The sequence below is a fragment of the Arthrobacter sp. AK01 genome (assembly GCF_021109375.1).
Lineage (GTDB): Bacteria > Actinomycetota > Actinomycetes > Actinomycetales > Micrococcaceae > Arthrobacter.
Genome location: NZ_JAJOHP010000023.1, coordinates 43,644 through 59,027, shown reverse-complemented (window position 1 = coordinate 59,027; position 15,384 = coordinate 43,644). Strand labels below are relative to the sequence as shown.

Here is a 15,384-nt window from a genome sequence, read left to right as displayed (position 1 = left end):
TGGTCCCATGTTCAGGCTATCCGCTGTTGAGTGACCGAAAGCGCGCTTTGCGGGTTGGGGACCTGTTTACCAATCCTGAACTGCGCGTGCGGCGATGGCGACGGTGACGGCCCTCGGCAAGCGCTGCGCGAACCCGGCCGCAATGCGGTTGACCCAGCCCGAGACGACGCTGCCGGGTGTTCCCTTGCGATCGAGGGCCTTGAGTGCAGTCCCCACAACCTGTGCAGAGGTCTGCATCTTGCCCACGGCCGCGGACTCACCGCCAAGGACTTCGAAGAACTCGGTGCGGGTTGCTCCGGGGCAAAGCGCCAGGACATTGAGTCCGGAATCCTTGGTCTCGTGGGCCACGGCTTCGGTGAAGCTCAGGACGAACGCCTTGGTGGCACCATAAACGGCCATGCCGGGGATGGGTTGGAATGCGGCCGTGCTGGCGACATTCACCAGGGCGCCCTTCCCGGAGGCGAGCAGGTTTGGCAGGAAAGCGCGGGTAATGTCCACGAGGGCGGCAACGTTCAGGGCAATCTCAGACGCGATGGTGTCCGGGTCCTCCTCGACCAAAGGACCATGGGTGCCGAAACCGGCATTGTTGATCAGCGTATCCACCGTGATTCCACGGCCGGCCAGCTCGTCGAAGAGCTCACGGCCAACGCCTGCGCGGCCCAGATCCATGGGGAGCACCGTCACGGTGACTCCGCTCTTGGAGCGCAGTTCCGTGGCCAGCTCCTCCAAGCGATCCACGCGCCGGGCAACCAGGACCAGGTTGGAGCCACGGGCAGCGAAGCGGTGGGCGAATTCAGCACCGAGTCCGGAACTGGCACCGGTGATGAGTGCGGTGGTGCCGGTGTAGGTCATGGTCATGGCATATCCAATCGGTTTGAGGCTGAAACTGATGTAGTCACTGTCAACATGGTAGGCAGTGTCTACTTTGTTGTCAATGACTACATTGGCCTAGACTTATCCCATGATCGAGCAGCCCTACCACCACGGCAAACTCCGGGAAGCCCTCCTGGAACGCGCCATGGAAACCATCGAAGAAGGCGGCGTTGACGGACTCTCCCTGCGGCAACTCGCCCGCGACGTAAATGTCAGCCACGGGGCCCCGGCCAAGCACTTCCGCGATAAACAAGCCCTGATTGATGCGATGGCACTGGCTGGCTTTGAGTCGATGAACAGCCTCATCCTGGAGGCCGCCCAGTCCGACAGCGATCTCCGCAGCCGCTTCGTCAGGGTTGGAAAGGCATACGTCGACTTCGCCGTTGCGCACCCGGCCCTCCTGACCGTGATGTACTCCACCAAGCACCACCCTGATTCCAGCACCGAATTGCGAAGCACAGGCGAGCAAGGGATCCAGGTTGCCCAGGACATGATCACCGAGGCACAGGAGGCCGGCGCCCTGGCTCCAGGCGACCCCGAAACGCTGGCCATGGTGTGCTTCGTGAGCCTCCACGGCGCCGCGCTGCTTGCTGCCGGCAATCATTTGGAGGGAACAACGGTGGACGCCGTAGTGGCCGCCACCACCGACACGTTATGGGCCGGCATGGCGGCCGGAGTCCGTTCCGCGCAGCTCGCGCAAGCAGCGCAGCCCAGCTAGGCGCCAAGCAGCACAGCTAGGCGCACAGCAGAGCTAGGCAGCGAGCAGAGCTAGGCAGCGAGCCCCGCGATCACTTCCCTCACCGCCGAGCTCAGCTGGAAGTTGCGGCAGCCCACTCCCCCGGGCTCGGCCTGCTGCGGCACGTACCCAAAGCCGAGTTCATACACGGGGTCCGCGAACCCCAACGATGCGCTGGCGCCGTCGTGTCCGAACGCGCGGTAGCTGCCGAACGGCATCCGGCTGTGCGACTTCATGAAAACTGTGCCAAAGCAGCCTGTTTCCCCAAAAACGCGGTCAATCCCGAACACCCGTTCGGCGGTCACCGCACGGATCGTTTCCTCGGTGAGAAGAGGCGCGACGGCGGCCTGACCGTCGGACACTGAAGCGTCGCCTTCGCCAACGAAGCCCGTCAAGGCCGCCGCATAGATCCTCGCCATTCCTTCGGCACTCGCCACGCCGGCAGCGGAACTCAACCCTGCTGCCCTCACTTCGCGGATGTTGGGCAGGTCCAGGATCTCACCCACCGCGGAGTTGGCCGCCAGGCCGAAGTGGCTGGCGGGATCCACCCATGGCCACGAAGGATCGGCGGCCCAACGGAACGGGGCAAACCGGGCTTCTTCGGAATCGGGCAGCCCGAGGTAGAAATGGGCTCCGGTCACCGCGCGGATCCGCTGTTCGAAGACTTTCTGCAGCGTGGAACCGGTGATACGGCGACACAGCTCTTCCATAAAAATGCCGATGGTCAGCGCGTGATATCCGAACGCCGCGCCCGGTTTCCACAGTGGTGGCAGCTTGGCGAGCTTCACCGCGGCGAGCTCGGAGTTATTAACCTCCTCAAGCGTCAGCCCGCCTTCTACGCCCAAAAGCCCGGCCTGATGGGACAGGAGCTGCCCAACGGTGATCGACGTTTTGCCCTCAACGCCAAACTCGGGCCAGTACTTGACCACCTCGACATCAAGGTCCAGAACTCCGTCCTGGACCAGCAGAGCCATGACCAGTCCCGCCATGCCTTTGGAACACGAAAATACGCCAGTCACCGAGTCCGGGCGGGTGTGCGGTCCGCCGCTAAGGTCCAGCACTTTGACGCCGCGGTGGTAGGCCGCGACTTGTGCAGAGTAGTCCGGATCCTGGTCGAGGAAACGGCCGAAGAGCTCGGCGACAGTTTCAAAACCTGGGGCGATCACCTGTGAATGCATCCAGACAGCCTACGTGGTGGGTCTCTCAGCTTCGGGGCGTTATCCACACCCAAGGCTCCTTCGGCAGGGTTCCAGGGCTGAATGCCGGGAGAGCCCCGGGCAACGGACCGGCTGGAAGATGGAGCGATTCAAGGATCAGGTCCCGCACCCGTTCCGCAGGAATTCCGACGGCGGCGAGGTCGCCCAGCGTGACCGCGCCGTCCCGCTTGGCCAGCCTGGCGCCGTCGTGGTTTACCACCAGCGGAACGTGGGCGTATTCCGGAGTCGGCAGGCCCAACAGCGTAGCCAAATACGCCTGCCGGGGAGTCGATGGAAGGAGGTCGTCGCCGCGCACCACCTGGTCAATTCCCTGGGCGGCGTCGTCCACCACGACTGCCAGGTTATAGGCGGTTACACCGTCGTTCCGGCGCAGCACGAAGTCGTCCACCACGCCCACGTACTTGCCATGCAACTGGTCCTCAACAGCCCACTCAGTAACGTCCGAAAGCAGGCGGATCGAGGCCGGACGTGAGGCGCGCCGGATCTCACGTTCGGCGTGGGAAAGCCGTCGGCACGTGCCCGGATACGCACCCTGAGGAGCATGCGGCGCGGACGGCGCCTCTTGGATCTCCCGCCGCGTGCAGAAGCATTCATAGGTACGGCCCTCATGGGCGAGGCGGGCGATCGCGTCGTCGTAGAGCGCCGCGCGCTCAGTCTGGCGTACGACGGCGGCGTCCCAACCGACGCCGATTGCCTCAAGATCGCGGAGCTGCTCCGCCTCCGCACCGGACCGGGCGCGGTCCAGGTCCTCGACGCGCAGCAGGAAATCACGGCCGCTGGACTTCGCGAACAGCCAGGCGAGGATGGCCGTGCGGAGATTGCCGACGTGCAACTCACCGGAGGGGCTCGGGGCGAAGCGGCCAGCAGAAGTCATGATCCAAGCCTATGCGGGTCTTTCGGGCCGGGCGGATTGTGCGCCTGAAGTCCCGGCAACGCAAGAGCCCCTCAGCTACCGCAACGATCCGGTGGCTCAGGGGCTCTTACTGTGCTGCCCGCACGAACGGGCGAGTGCAGAATGACAATGCTGTGAACAAGAGTCAATCAGCGGCTGCTTCCTTGCGGGAAACCTGTGCAGGGCTCCGGGTGGTGTTCCGGGTGCCTGGTGCCTGCGGGGTCCGGCGGTAGCCTCGTCCTGCTTCGTTGTCACCATTTGAGCAGGAGACATACAGTTGGTGCAACGGACAACGATAAGAATGGTCGATCTGACCAGTCTGCTGTGAAAACATGGACAGGAAGTGGTCACATTGCAGGAACTCGACGCCACGGACCGCCGGATCCTCGCCGCGCTTGATGAGGACCCGAGGGTGCCCATCATGGTGTTGGCCCAAAGGCTCCACCTCGCGCGGGGGACTGTTCAATCCCGCCTGGAGCGGATGACCGCGGCAGGGGCCCTGCGCCCGAACAGCAGCCGTGTACTGCCGTCCGCCCTGGGGCGCGGTGTTGCCGCCGCGGTCAGCGCAGAACTCGACCAGAGCCATTTGAACGAAGCCATCGCCGCCCTCCGGAACATCCCCGAAGTCCTCGAATGCCATGCACCCGCAGGCGACACCGACCTCATTATCAGGGTGGTGGCCAAAAGCCCGGACGACCTTTACCGGGTCTCCGAGGAAATTCGTCTATGTCCTGGAATCGTGCGAACGTCCACCAGCATGTTCCTCCGGGAAGTCATTCCGTATCGAACCACCGGCCTCCTTCAGGAGTAGGCACGCACGTTTATCCACATAGGGCAGTTGTGCCCATGTGCCAGTCTCTGGCCCCGGCCTAGGATGGGACAGATCAACGGCAGACAAATCTGGGGGCATAGTGGCGGGCAACTTCTACGGCGCAGACGTCGCGCAGCTGCGCCAGTTGGCCAAGGAACTGGCCCGCAAAGCGGACCGCCTCACGGATCTGGGACAACAGTTGTCAGGGTCAATCACCAACAGTCCATGGCGGGGGAACGACGGCGACCGCTTCCGTCATGAGTGGAACAGCTCGCATCTGCGGGCCCTCCAGAGCGCGGCGTCCGGCATAAAATCCGCCTCCGAGAGTCTTCTCAAGAACGCCCAGGAACAGGACACTGCCAGCACAGGTGGCGGTCCCGGTGGCGCAGGCTCCGGCGGAGCTGGTTCGTCGGGCGGGAACGGGCAGGAGCTCACGGACCTGCTGAACGCCATGACGCCCGGGGAACGTGCTGAATACCTCCGAAGCGACGAATTCAAGAGGTGGGCGCTCGAACATCCCGACGCAGCCAAGGCAGCCATGGATGCGGCCGCCGATTCGGGGCTTATCGAAAAGAAGTCACCCGAATACTCCCAATTCCTCAGCGATTACTGGAACCAGCAGGCCATGCGGGAGATGGGCATCGATCCCTCCACTTGGGACACCAGCAAGGGCACCGAGTACAACTGGGAAACCATCAAGAAGGTCTACGACTTCTACGGACAGGCCTTCCTGGCCAACCCGGACCTCCAATGGGCCGGCATGGCCAACATGATCGGCCCCTCCTTCGCCGGCGGCTTCAAGGACATGGCCATGCTGCGCGACCTCGCCCAGCAAATAGCCGACAACCCGGCCTCGGACATCCCCATCCCGGTGCTTGACCAGATCGAGCAACTGGCCGGCATGACCGATGCCGAGATCAAGTTCTATGAGACGTCCATGCTGGACATGAACAAAGAGATCTTCCTGGACCAGGCCCGCCAGCACCAGGCGTACATGAATGGCGGCATCGACGAGATCAACCGTCTCCGTGATTCCGGGGCCATCGACCCCGGAACTGCAGAGGCTTGGGCACAGATCGATTCCGGCGACCCCGCACAGGTCAAGGAGGGCAACACAGCCCTGTTGTACCGCGAGCAGAACGAAATCATCGCTGACGATTACACGAACATGCGCAACCACCCTGGCGGGGAAGCCGTGACCTACATGGTCACCCTGGCCGGTGAGCCATCCATCCCTGGAGCCAAGAGCTATCCCGAGGTCTTCCCTTACGAATTCAGCGTGGAGAGCCCGGGACCCGAGAACGTCCCCTTCACCAACTGGGATAACCCGGCACAGTTCCGCACGGATTTCACCACTGGGTTCCCGGACGGCAACATCGCCGATGCCGACCAACGGTGGGCGCTGATCCAGCAAGACACTCTCCCGGCCTACCAGGACCTGTTGGCCAACGATCCGCAGGAGGCCAGGGACATCATCGGATCAGACTTCAACGATCGCGTTGAGCAGTATCGGCCTACCAACAATATTCCCGGCATCATGGACCGGTTCCTGGATGGCTTCGACGCGGAGGTGCACCAATGATGCGGCCGTTCCGCGGGCTTCGTCAGCCAGCACTCTCCGTGGTTGTCGGTCTTGGACTCCTGGCCACGACCGCATGCCAAATGCCCGGCCCCGTTCCGCAGTCCCAGCCGTCAGAAACGTCCTCATCTTCCCAAGGGAGCACAGTGATTACCTCGGAATTCTCCACGCTCGACGCCGCAGGTGTTGACCGGATCAGGACGGACAAGCAGGCCCGGCTGGACATGAGCGGCGGTACCCTGCAGAAATCGGCCGTGCGTGTTTCCGGGGATAGCTACGGACCGGAAATCAATACTCAAGGCTCCGGCAAGATCAACCTCACGATCGTGGGCCCCAGTGGCGAGGTCAACGGCCAAACGGACCGCATCCGGTTCAAGACCACGGATGCCCGGCCCGACTTTACTGAGGTCACCTACTTCCTCACCGCAGATTCCTTGGACGGACTCAGCACTCTCATCCGCGACGGCGTGGAGAAGTACGGAATCGACTCCGATGACGCCGAGCGTTGGATTGACTCCGCCGGAAAGGACCCGGGGTCAAAGAGCGACTACTCGCTGACCTCAGGCACCAGCACAGGGCTTGAGGTGAACTACGACCTCCGCTTTGACGGCTCCAAGGACCAATACGTCATCATCGTTCACGTAAGCCCCGCCGACTGACCCGCCCGTTGCATGGAGATGGCTAGACGGGTGGACCAATGTTCGTCTTCAGGTTCTTCATCACCAGGGTTGATGTCAGGCGTTCCACCCCAGGAAGAGCTGCGAGCTCGTCGTCGTAGAAGCGCTGATAGGCAGGCAGGTCGGCGGCAATGACCTTCAGCAGGTAGTCCGGAGAGCCGAAGAGCCGCTGGGCCTCCACAATGTTGGGACTCGCTGTTACGCGCTCCTCAAAATCGGCCAGAATGGTGCGCTCCACCTGCCTGAGGGTGACAAACACAATCGCTTCGAAACCCAACCCCACCGCGGCAGGATCGATGTCGGCGCGGTAGCCACGGATCACCCCTGAGGACTCCAAATCACGAAGCCGCCGGTGGCATGGGGCTACGGTCAAGCCCACCTTGGAAGCGAGCGCCGTGGCCGTCATTCGCCCATCCTCTTTGAGGTGACGCAAAATGCTTCTATCAATTCCGTCAATCACGCAATAATCTTACCCAAAATTGCGGATACAGAGCTAAATCAGGGAACACTTATGGGGCCTTTTTCCCTAGAGTTTTCTTACCAACCAACTCTGGAGAGATCGTGAATCCGCAGCTGTTCCTCGCCTTCATGCTTGTGGCCGTCAGTTTGGCGTGCACCCCCGGCGTCGACTGGGCGTACTCGATTTCCGCCGGCCTCCGTCAACGGAGTTTCGTCCCCGCTGTTGCCGGCCTCTGCAGCGGGTACGTCATCCATACATTGCTGATGGCAGCGGGGTTGGCCGCACTGCTCGCAGGAGTCCCGGGACTCCTGGGGTGGTTGACCATCGCGGGCGCCGCGTACTTGCTTTGGCTCGGCGTGGCGACGATCCGCTCGTGGCGAGGGGCGAGCTTCAGTGCGGAAGGCGGCGTCGTGCAGTCCGGAAACCAGCTCCGAACGTTCATCCAGGGCATGGGTACCAGCGGCATTAATCCCAAGGGCCTGCTGTTCTTCGTCGCCTTGGTTCCGCAGTTCGTCAGCCCCGAGGCAGCGCTGCCCGTTCCGGTCCAGTCAGGCTTGTTGGGCCTGACCTTCGTAGTCCTTGCCGGTCTTGTCTACACCGGCGTGGCCTTGACGTCCCGGAAGTTGCTGGCTTCCCGGCCTGGCGCCGCGCGGGTTGTGACGCTGGTCAGCGGGATCATCATGATCGGACTCGGGACAGTGCTGTTGTCGGAACAACTCATTCCATTGCTGCCACTGCTGGCGTCGTCGGGCGCTTAGGCCGCCAGCAGCTCGTCCAGGCGCTCGTATCCTTCGATCACGCCGTAGTCCATGCCAGTGGCCAGGGCCATGTCGCGGGCTTCCACGGACGGATAGACCTCATGGGCCGACATCCGGGTCCTGCCATCGATTTCCTCGAAGGTGGTGGTGCTGATGACCACTTGGTTGGGAGCGCCGTCGAACTCGACTGTCTGGATGATCAACGCATCGGATTCAACGGTGTGGAAGACGCCGCGGAAGCCATACATCCCACTGTCGTCGCCACTTTCGTACCGCCAGCTGCCTCCAGTGGTGGCGTTGTACTCGGTAATCTTCGTGACGGTGCTGCGCGGGCCCAGCCATTTGGCCAACAGGTCCGGGTCAACGTGGGCTTTGAAGACTGCACTGACCGGGGCATCGAATTCGCGGACTGTGTCAACGAACGGGACGCCATCGCCGGCAGTGATTGTTGTTGGATTGCTCATTTCAGTTCCTCTTTCTTCTTTGCTGGTTGTGTTTAAGGTTCTTGTTCCACTGGGCTGGCGCCCAACAGGTCATCCAGGCGCCGGAAGCGGGATTCGGCGATCAGGCGGTACTGGTCAATCCAGGCCGTCAAACGCTCAAGCGCCGCTGCATCGAGATGGACAGGCCTCCGCTGGGCATCGCGGGAGCGGGTCACCAACCCAGCGTGCTCCAACACCTGGATGTGCTTTGAAACGGCTTGCTTGGTGATGGCGAATGGTTCCGCGAGCTCGTTGACAGTGGCATCTCCGCGGGAAAGCCGGGCAACGATGGCCCGCCTGACCGGATCAGCCAATGCCATGAAGGCCTTGTCCAAGGTGTCAGGGCCCGGAGCATCGTGTTGCATCGCCGCGTCACCCTTTCGTCATCATCATTAATCAACCGTTTGCTTGATCAACTACTTGGTTGATTACAACGATACGCCTCTCCTGTGGAAGGCACAATGGTTTTTTCCTACTCGCCGCCCAGCTGCCGGAAGTCGTTCTCCCACAACCTGCGCATTTCGGCGTCCTTGCGGATGACTTCCGAGGTCTCCAGCTCTGCCGGCGGGGCGGGCCGCTTGGACCGCGGAGTCAGGGTACGGCGGCCTTGGTCAACTGCCAGGAGTGCCCTGTCAGTGAGGGCGTCATTCTTCAACGCCAGATTGGTCTTCCGACGACGCAGGACTTCCTTCAAGGCAGCCTGCGCGGATTCGAAGTCGCCCCGGGCCCGCAGGGAACGTGCCCGGATCAACAACAACGCGGCCGAAAGGTCGTCCGTGTTGAGCAAACCCTCAGTCCAGAGCACAACGTCGCGGTGCCGCTGCAACGAGTATGCGGCTGTGCAGCGTGCCAGGGCAGAAGGCAACGACGGCGGCAGGCTCACCACAGCCTCCAGCGCCGACTCAGTCATCCCCATCTCCCGGAGGCAATGGGCCAGCGCCAGGAACACCGATTCCTCGCTGAACAAGACAGGAACCTCAATGCGTTCGGCAACCTCGACCCGGGTGACCACCTGCCCAAGGTAGATGGCCGAGAACTGGCTGGCGTCGTCGTCGATCCTTGTTGTCAGACCGCGCTGCAACAGCTCGGATGCCCTGAGGAACCCGCCGTGCTTGTATGCGAGCAGGCCAGCCATCACATTGCATAATCCGGCCCACCCCGGATTCATGCGGCCAAAAGCCAGGAGCCGGTCCGGTTCCGTGGACGTGAAGACGGCTTCGTGCATCGCCTTCGCTGTCTTGGGGGAGAGCATCTTCAGCCTCGGAACATTGCCCACCAAGGATAACTTCGCGTGGTCACGGCCGTTCAGGACCCCGGAGAGAACGTCATTGACACCGTCGGCCAAGCCGCGGACCGGTGTCCGGACGTAACCTTCCCGGAACGGTGTCAAATCCCGGGTGTCATGGAAGATCGTGTGCACGCGCCCGTTTGGAACTTGGCTCATGAAACCATGCTAACCGCCGCTGAACTGGGCACATCCCCTGCTATCGGAGGCATTTCAGGAGTATTATGGCGGCGTCGGCAAGGTTTTGCCACACCCCTTGCCGCAGGTCGGCTCTCCATGAGAAGAGCCGGTTAACCGCGTGAAAGGGAGGACTTGATGACCACCGCTTCGCACCCCGCCGAACACCACCACATGATGGGGTTGACACTTCGCAACACCGCCATGGGCGTTGGCATTGTATTTCTGCTGGTTGGTGTCCTGGGCTTCATCCCGGGAATCACCACCAATTTCGGCGCCATGACCTTTGCGGGACATGAATCCGGCGCCATGCTGCTTGGAGTCTTCCAAGTGTCCATACTCCACAACATCGTTCATCTGCTGTTTGGCGTGGCCGGCTTGGCCATGGCAAGGAACGCACGCATGGCCCGCCTGTTCCTCCTGGGCGGCGGCGCCGTGTACATCGTTCTTTGGATCTATGGCCTGGTCATCAACCAGGAAACAGGCGCCAACTTCGTTCCGTTCAACACGGCCGACAACTGGCTGCACCTGATCCTCGGCGTTGCCATGATCGGTTTGGGCGCCTGGCTGGGCAGGGATGCCATGGACGAATCACCGGCGGCGCGAAGGAACATGTAAACCTTCCTGCACGTCTTGTGAATCAACGACGGCGGCTGCCCCCTTCGTGGGGACGGCCGCCGTTTTGTTTTCGCCGAGGTTTTCTGGCTTTAGCGCGGGGCTCGTCCGCCCAACCGCGTGGTGACCTTGGCAGCTGCTGCAGCACACGCTTCGCCGAGGCTTGCCAGGGTGTCCTGCGAGACGCGGAATTTCGGCGCAGGGATCAGGACCGACGCCACGATGTCGCCCCGGTGGTCATAAACGGGAGATGCCACGCCCACCTCTTCGATGGACGTTTCCCCGAAGTTCACAGCCCAGCCGCGCTCCATCGACTCCTTCAGCCGCACAAGGTACGTCTCGACCGCGTCCTCGTCCATGCCAGAAAGGATGACCGAACCGCTGCGCAACAGCTGTCGCACGCGGTCCTCGTTCTCCGCGGCAAGGAACACTTGCACCGACGAACTCAGGGCCTCGTTGTAACGGGCACCCAGCGGAGCCAGGTGCTTGACCTGGTGCCTGCTGGGGATCTGTTCCACGCACATGGATTCGTTGCCGTTCCACACCATGAGCGCGCTGGTCTCCCCTGTACGTTCGGTGAGTTCGCGCAGCACGGGGTAGGCGACACGGCGCTCTTCGAGTTCCGCCAGGAGCGGGCCCGCCATGGCGATCATCCCCAGCCCCATGCGGAACCTGCGCGAATCGACGTCGCGCTCTACCAGGTTCTCCTGTTCCAGTGTCGCCAGGATGCGGGAGACTGTGCTCTTGTGCAGTCCGATCCGGCCGGCGATTTCAGTAACTCCCAAGAGGGGTTCGTCAGCCGTGAAGCTGCGAAGGACTGCTATGGCGTTGACGATCACCGACGTGCTTTTGTTATCGCCGTTGCTTGGAGCGTCGTTGGATTCCGAGGGGGTCATGGGTTCACTATATTTCGACGGCGGTCGCCGCGCCGGACCCGACTTGGCCGGTGGACACCGCGCACAGTATCCACCGGCCCAGGCACCTAGGCTCCGATGATGTTGTACTCGGGCCCAAACGGGAACTTGGTGATGTTCTCGGCGCCGTCTTCGCCAACCACCAGGATGTCGTGTTCGCGGTACCCGCCGGCACCCGGCTGGCCGTCAAGGACAGTGATCATTGGCTCCATGGAAACCACCATGCCCGGCTCCAGCACGGTATCGATGTCTTCGCGCAGCTCAAGGCCGGCCTCACGGCCGTAGTAATGGCTGAGCACGCCGAACGAGTGTCCGTAGCCGAACGTGCGGTTGGCCAGGAGCCCGTGGCTGACGTAGATCTCGTTCAGCTCAGCGGCGATGTCCTTGCAGACCGCGCCGGGCTTGATGAGTTCCAGGCCGCGCTTGTGGACGTCCACGTTGACGTTCCACAGCTCCAGGGAGCGGGCATCCGGTTCGCCGTAGAACAGGGTCCGCTCCAAGGCCGTGTAATAGCCGCTGGTCATGGGGAAACAGTTCAGGGACAGAATGTCGTGTTCCTGGATCTTGCGGGTGGTGGCCCAGTTGTGGGCGCCGTCGGTATTGATGCCCGACTGGAACCAAACCCAAGTGTCGCGGATTTCGGAGTCCGGGAACGTGCGGGCGATCTCGTGCACCATTGCCTCGGTGCCGATCAGCGCGACCTCATACTCCGTGATGCCGGCCGTAATGGCGTTGCGGATGGCTTCGCCGCCCAGGTCGCCGATGCGGGCACCATGCTTGATGACCGCGATTTCCTCGTCAGACTTGATCATGCGCTGACGCATGGCCGCCTGGGCCACATCCACCAGTGTCGCGCCGGAGAAGGCGGCCTGGATCTTGTTTCGATTGTCCAGCGGCAACGAGTCGTCCTCGACGCCGATGCGGCGCGGGTTGATGCCGCGGGTTCGCAGGACTTCCTGGATGGCGTGGATGTAGTTATCACGACGCCAGTCCGTGTACACCAGGTTGTCGCCGTAGCTGCGGCGCCAAGGCATCCCGGCGTCGATATTTGCCGTAATGGTGACAGTGTCATCCTTGGTGACCACCATCCCGTAGGAGCGGCCGAAGTAGGTGAAGAGGAAGTCGGAGTAGTACTTGATGGAGTGGTAGCTGGTGAGAATGACGGCGTCGAGGTCCTTCTCGGCCATGATGCGGCGCAGGCCGCTGAGGCGACGCTCGAACTCTGCATCGGAGAACGTCAGCGAGACCTTCCCGCCATTGTTGAGGACCTTGGTGCGCTCGAGCTTGGCGACATCGTTGACGGCCTCGTTCTGGGTGATGGTCATGGTCTTTCCTTTCAAGGGGTTGGTAGTTCTAGTCCTGCAGCAGAGGCTTCTTGGAAGTCTCGGCGGCGAACAGGACTGCGATGAGGGAAACTATTGCGGCGGCCACGAGGTACCAACCGGGGGCCAGCTTGCTGGCGGTCATGCCGATCAGGAGGGTGGCCATGAACGGTGCGGTGCCACCGAACAAGGCGTTGGAGAGGTTGAAGCTGACGGCGAAGCCGGTGTACCGGACCTTCGTGGGAAAGAGTTCGGCGAGGAAACTGGGCAGGGTGCCGTCGTTGAGGGTAAGCATGCCGCCCAGCAGGATCTGCACCAGCACGATCACCAGGAAGTTCCGTGTGTCCAGGAGCATGAAGGCCGGCACTGTCAGCAGGATGAAGAGGACTGAGGCCGTGATGAGCATTCGTTTCCGGCCGAACTTGTCCGAGGCGATGCCCGTCAGGAAGATGAAGCCGATGTAGCTGGCCAGGGCAATGGTGGTGGCAAGGAACGACTCCGTGGCACCGAAGCCCAGTTCCTCGGACAAATACGTCGGCATGTAGCTGAGGATGACGTAGAACCCGACGGCGTTGAGCAGCACCGCGCCCGTGGCGATGATGAGCTGCTTCCGGTACGTCTTGAACATTGCCAAGGCCGGGGCTTTGACGCTGCTGTCCTTTTCAGCCAGTTCACGGAACGCAGGAGTGTCCTCGAGCTTGGTCCGGATGTACCTGCCGATGAGGCCCATCGGCGCGGCGAGCAGGAACGGCAACCGCCAGCCCCAGTCGCCCAGTTGCTCGGCGGTGAGCAACGAGCTTAGGAGCGCAGCCAGCAACGATCCCAGCAGCAGTCCCGCTGCTGTACTTGCAGGCACGACGGCGGCGTACAGTCCGCGACGATTCGGCGGCGCGTACTCCACCAGGAAGGCCGACGCCCCGGCGTACTCGCCTGCTGCGGAGAAGCCTTGGACGACGCGTACCAGGAGGAGCAGGATCGGCGCCATCACGCCGATGGTGGCGTAGCCCGGTATCAGTGCGATGCAGAACGTCGCCACCGACATCAGGACGATCGAGAGGGAGAGCGCCTGCTTCCTTCCGAGGCGGTCGCCGATATGGCCCCAGATGAAACCGCCGAGCGGCCTCACGAAGAAGCTGATGGCGAAGACACCGAACGTCGCGAGCAGGGCTGTTTGGCGGTCGGACTCGGGGAAGAAGACAGTAGAGATAGTGCCGGCCAGGTAGCCATAGACGGCGTAGTCGAACCACTCAACGAAGTTGCCGATGAAGCTGGCAGTGACCACACGACGTCGGGTGTCCTTGCTGACTGTGTTGTTGGGGCTGTGTTCGAGGATGTGGTTGGGGCCGGAGGCGGAGGAAGTGCCTTGCTCGGCTGCCACAGAGGATTCATTGCTCATGTGTCCACCAAAATCATTTGGGTTGCATTCAACGCAACGCTGTTGCACCAGACTATGTGTGAGCGACGCCACGGTCAAGGGTTATTTTGAATCCGAATTTTTAGCAAAAATTAAGCTCCGACTTACGCGGACTCTGATGGCATGAGTTGATTTTGTTGCGATAGCGCCAACCTAGTTGCACTAATCAACCGATCCCCACTCACCTTTCGGTCCTTTTTCAATGACGCCCTCTCACCTTCCGACCCCTTTTCGGCAAACGCTCTCTCACCTGGGCGCTTGAGGCCCGACGTCGGCACTCAAGGAGGCATCGACGTCGGGCGCTGCCTTCTAGCGGCGGAGCACGCTGCCGCCGCCAAGACGAAGCCAGTCGGGACGCACGCGCACAACGGCGCCATGCAGCGGACGTGAGAGAGCGCCGGGAAAAACCGGCCTAACCGTGAGAGAGCGCCAGGAAAAACCGGCCTAACCGTGAGAGAGCGCCAGGAAAAACCGCGCAAACGGTAAGAGGGGGTCAGAGGACCTTGCGGATGGTCTCTTCGAAGCTGACTACGTGGTGCAGGGCGAGCTCGGCGGCCCGGTCTTCGTCGCCGTCGGCGATGGCAGTCAGGAGGTCGGCGTGCTCGGAGATATGGCCGGAGACGGAGGGCATTTTCTCGAGCATGTGGCACCAAATGCGGGTGGCCAGGTTGTCGTACCGGATGAGGACGTCTTCGAGGTGCGCATTGGCGGAGGCCTTGTAGATGAGCCGGTGCACCTGGATGTCGTAGCGCATGAGCTCTTGGGAGGAATTGTCCTGGCCTTCAAGATCACGGATGGCCGCCGCGACAGTGCGGAGTTCCGAACGCATGGAGGGACTGGCCATGCGGGCAGCCTTCCGGGACGCCAGGGGTTCCAGCAGCTCGCGGATCTCGGAGACCTCGGCGAGCTGCGTGATGTCCACGCCTGTGGCAAAGGTTCCGCGCCGGGGGTACGACACCACCAGATGATCGCTTTCAAGGCGCTTGATGGCTTCGCGGACAGGAGTGCGCCCGATGCCGAGTTCGGCGGCGATCTGGCCGTCGTTGATGGGGTCGCCAGGCTTGATGTCCAGCATGATGAGCCTGTCGCGCAGCAGCAGGTAGGCGTTCTCCGCCAGGGACGTACCCTGCGGAACTGATTCCAGTGCTTCCAGTGCTGCGCTCATTGCTCTC

At 62.2% G+C, this 15,384-nt stretch carries 17 protein-coding genes; 6 read left to right on the top strand and 11 right to left on the bottom strand.

The genetic code is table 11. The features are described 5' to 3' along the window. Positions 1-66: 66 nt before the first annotated feature. Positions 67-858, bottom strand: a complete 792-nt coding sequence (locus LN996_RS10210; RefSeq protein ID WP_231340274.1) for an SDR family oxidoreductase — start codon at positions 856-858, stop codon at positions 67-69. Positions 859-961: 103 nt separating this feature from the next. On the opposite strand from LN996_RS10210, the gene LN996_RS10205 reads away from it, so the two are divergent. Beyond that, a complete protein-coding gene (locus LN996_RS10205) occupies positions 962-1,591 on the top strand; it encodes a TetR/AcrR family transcriptional regulator (protein WP_231340273.1) in 630 nt (209 codons plus the stop codon). A 50-nt stretch (positions 1,592-1,641) separates the two neighbouring features. Here LN996_RS10205 and LN996_RS10200 read toward each other — a convergent pair whose 3' ends face one another. Next, positions 1,642-2,787 (bottom strand): serine hydrolase domain-containing protein, encoded by a 1,146-nt coding sequence (locus LN996_RS10200; protein WP_231340272.1) that lies wholly within the window; start codon positions 2,785-2,787, stop codon positions 1,642-1,644. A gap of 25 nt (positions 2,788-2,812) precedes the next feature. Further along, a complete protein-coding gene (gene gluQRS, locus LN996_RS10195) occupies positions 2,813-3,700 on the bottom strand; it encodes a tRNA glutamyl-Q(34) synthetase GluQRS (RefSeq protein WP_231340271.1) in 888 nt (295 codons plus the stop codon). A 370-nt stretch (positions 3,701-4,070) separates the two neighbouring features. Between gluQRS and LN996_RS10190 the strand changes: the two genes are divergently transcribed. The 3 genes from LN996_RS10190 (at position 4,071) to LN996_RS10180 (ending at position 6,767) form a co-directional block, all read left to right on the top strand. Next, the gene (locus LN996_RS10190; RefSeq protein WP_231340290.1) at positions 4,071-4,529 is read left to right on the top strand and encodes an Lrp/AsnC family transcriptional regulator; all 459 of its coding nucleotides are present in this window, start codon (positions 4,071-4,073) and stop codon (positions 4,527-4,529) included. A 100-nt stretch (positions 4,530-4,629) separates the two neighbouring features. Continuing rightward, complete coding sequence (locus LN996_RS10185; RefSeq protein ID WP_231340270.1) at positions 4,630-6,111, top strand: WXG100 family type VII secretion target; 1,482 nt, start codon at positions 4,630-4,632, stop codon at positions 6,109-6,111. A gap of 143 nt (positions 6,112-6,254) precedes the next feature. Then, entirely contained in the window at positions 6,255-6,767 is a 513-nt protein-coding gene (locus tag LN996_RS10180) for a hypothetical protein (RefSeq protein WP_308102714.1), read from the top strand. A gap of 22 nt (positions 6,768-6,789) precedes the next feature. On the opposite strand, the gene LN996_RS10175 is transcribed toward LN996_RS10180, so the two are convergent. Then, on the bottom strand, positions 6,790-7,245 hold the full coding sequence (locus tag LN996_RS10175; protein WP_231340269.1) for an Lrp/AsnC family transcriptional regulator: 456 nt from the start codon (positions 7,243-7,245) through the stop codon (positions 6,790-6,792). Between the two features lie 101 nt (positions 7,246-7,346). Between LN996_RS10175 and LN996_RS10170 the strand changes: the two genes are divergently transcribed. Continuing rightward, positions 7,347-8,003 carry a LysE family translocator gene (locus LN996_RS10170; protein WP_231340268.1) on the top strand — a complete coding sequence of 219 codons (657 nt, stop codon included), beginning with the start codon at positions 7,347-7,349 and terminating at the stop codon, positions 8,001-8,003. Here the strand turns inward: LN996_RS10170 and LN996_RS10165 are convergent. The 3 genes from LN996_RS10165 to LN996_RS10155 all read right to left on the bottom strand — a co-directional run bounded on the left by LN996_RS10165 (position 8,000) and on the right by LN996_RS10155 (position 9,929). Then, positions 8,000-8,467 (bottom strand): SRPBCC family protein, encoded by a 468-nt coding sequence (locus LN996_RS10165; RefSeq protein WP_231340267.1) that lies wholly within the window; start codon positions 8,465-8,467, stop codon positions 8,000-8,002. The genes LN996_RS10170 and LN996_RS10165 overlap by 4 nt on opposite strands. A gap of 32 nt (positions 8,468-8,499) precedes the next feature. Further along, positions 8,500-8,850, bottom strand: a complete 351-nt coding sequence (locus tag LN996_RS10160; protein WP_231340266.1) for a helix-turn-helix transcriptional regulator — start codon at positions 8,848-8,850, stop codon at positions 8,500-8,502. A gap of 107 nt (positions 8,851-8,957) precedes the next feature. Continuing rightward, entirely contained in the window at positions 8,958-9,929 is a 972-nt protein-coding gene (locus LN996_RS10155; protein WP_231340265.1) for a hypothetical protein, read from the bottom strand. Positions 9,930-10,085: 156 nt separating this feature from the next. Between LN996_RS10155 and LN996_RS10150 the strand changes: the two genes are divergently transcribed. Continuing rightward, entirely contained in the window at positions 10,086-10,565 is a 480-nt protein-coding gene (locus tag LN996_RS10150) for a DUF4383 domain-containing protein (protein ID WP_159708264.1), read from the top strand. 89 nt (positions 10,566-10,654) lie between these two features. Here LN996_RS10150 and LN996_RS10145 read toward each other — a convergent pair whose 3' ends face one another. The 4 genes from LN996_RS10145 to LN996_RS10130 all read right to left on the bottom strand — a co-directional run bounded on the left by LN996_RS10145 (position 10,655) and on the right by LN996_RS10130 (position 15,377). After that, positions 10,655-11,458, bottom strand: a complete 804-nt coding sequence (locus tag LN996_RS10145; RefSeq protein WP_231340264.1) for an IclR family transcriptional regulator — start codon at positions 11,456-11,458, stop codon at positions 10,655-10,657. Between the two features lie 86 nt (positions 11,459-11,544). Then, a complete protein-coding gene (locus tag LN996_RS10140; protein ID WP_231340263.1) occupies positions 11,545-12,801 on the bottom strand; it encodes an aminopeptidase P family protein in 1,257 nt (418 codons plus the stop codon). Positions 12,802-12,829: 28 nt separating this feature from the next. After that, entirely contained in the window at positions 12,830-14,194 is a 1,365-nt protein-coding gene (locus tag LN996_RS10135; protein ID WP_231340262.1) for an MFS transporter, read from the bottom strand. A 511-nt stretch (positions 14,195-14,705) separates the two neighbouring features. Next, on the bottom strand, positions 14,706-15,377 hold the full coding sequence (locus LN996_RS10130; protein WP_231340261.1) for a GntR family transcriptional regulator: 672 nt from the start codon (positions 15,375-15,377) through the stop codon (positions 14,706-14,708). Positions 15,378-15,384 lie beyond the last annotated feature (7 nt).

What these genes read in the sequence shown, in the direction of transcription:
- LN996_RS10210 (WP_231340274.1), bottom strand. Translation starts at nt 858, where the DNA reads ATGACCATGACCTACACCGGCACCACCGCACTCATCACCGGTGCCAGT.
- LN996_RS10205 (WP_231340273.1), top strand. Translation starts at nt 962, where the DNA reads ATGATCGAGCAGCCCTACCACCACGGCAAACTCCGGGAAGCCCTCCTG.
- LN996_RS10200 (WP_231340272.1), bottom strand. Translation starts at nt 2,787, where the DNA reads ATGCATTCACAGGTGATCGCCCCAGGTTTTGAAACTGTCGCCGAGCTC.
- gluQRS (WP_231340271.1), bottom strand. Translation starts at nt 3,700, where the DNA reads ATGACTTCTGCTGGCCGCTTCGCCCCGAGCCCCTCCGGTGAGTTGCAC.
- LN996_RS10165 (WP_231340267.1), bottom strand. Translation starts at nt 8,467, where the DNA reads ATGAGCAATCCAACAACAATCACTGCCGGCGATGGCGTCCCGTTCGTT.
- LN996_RS10160 (WP_231340266.1), bottom strand. Translation starts at nt 8,850, where the DNA reads ATGCAACACGATGCTCCGGGCCCTGACACCTTGGACAAGGCCTTCATG.
- LN996_RS10155 (WP_231340265.1), bottom strand. Translation starts at nt 9,929, where the DNA reads ATGAGCCAAGTTCCAAACGGGCGCGTGCACACGATCTTCCATGACACC.
- LN996_RS10150 (WP_159708264.1), top strand. Translation starts at nt 10,086, where the DNA reads ATGACCACCGCTTCGCACCCCGCCGAACACCACCACATGATGGGGTTG.
- LN996_RS10145 (WP_231340264.1), bottom strand. Translation starts at nt 11,458, where the DNA reads ATGACCCCCTCGGAATCCAACGACGCTCCAAGCAACGGCGATAACAAA.
- LN996_RS10140 (WP_231340263.1), bottom strand. Translation starts at nt 12,801, where the DNA reads ATGACCATCACCCAGAACGAGGCCGTCAACGATGTCGCCAAGCTCGAG.
- LN996_RS10135 (WP_231340262.1), bottom strand. Translation starts at nt 14,194, where the DNA reads ATGAGCAATGAATCCTCTGTGGCAGCCGAGCAAGGCACTTCCTCCGCC.
- LN996_RS10130 (WP_231340261.1), bottom strand. Translation starts at nt 15,377, where the DNA reads ATGAGCGCAGCACTGGAAGCACTGGAATCAGTTCCGCAGGGTACGTCC.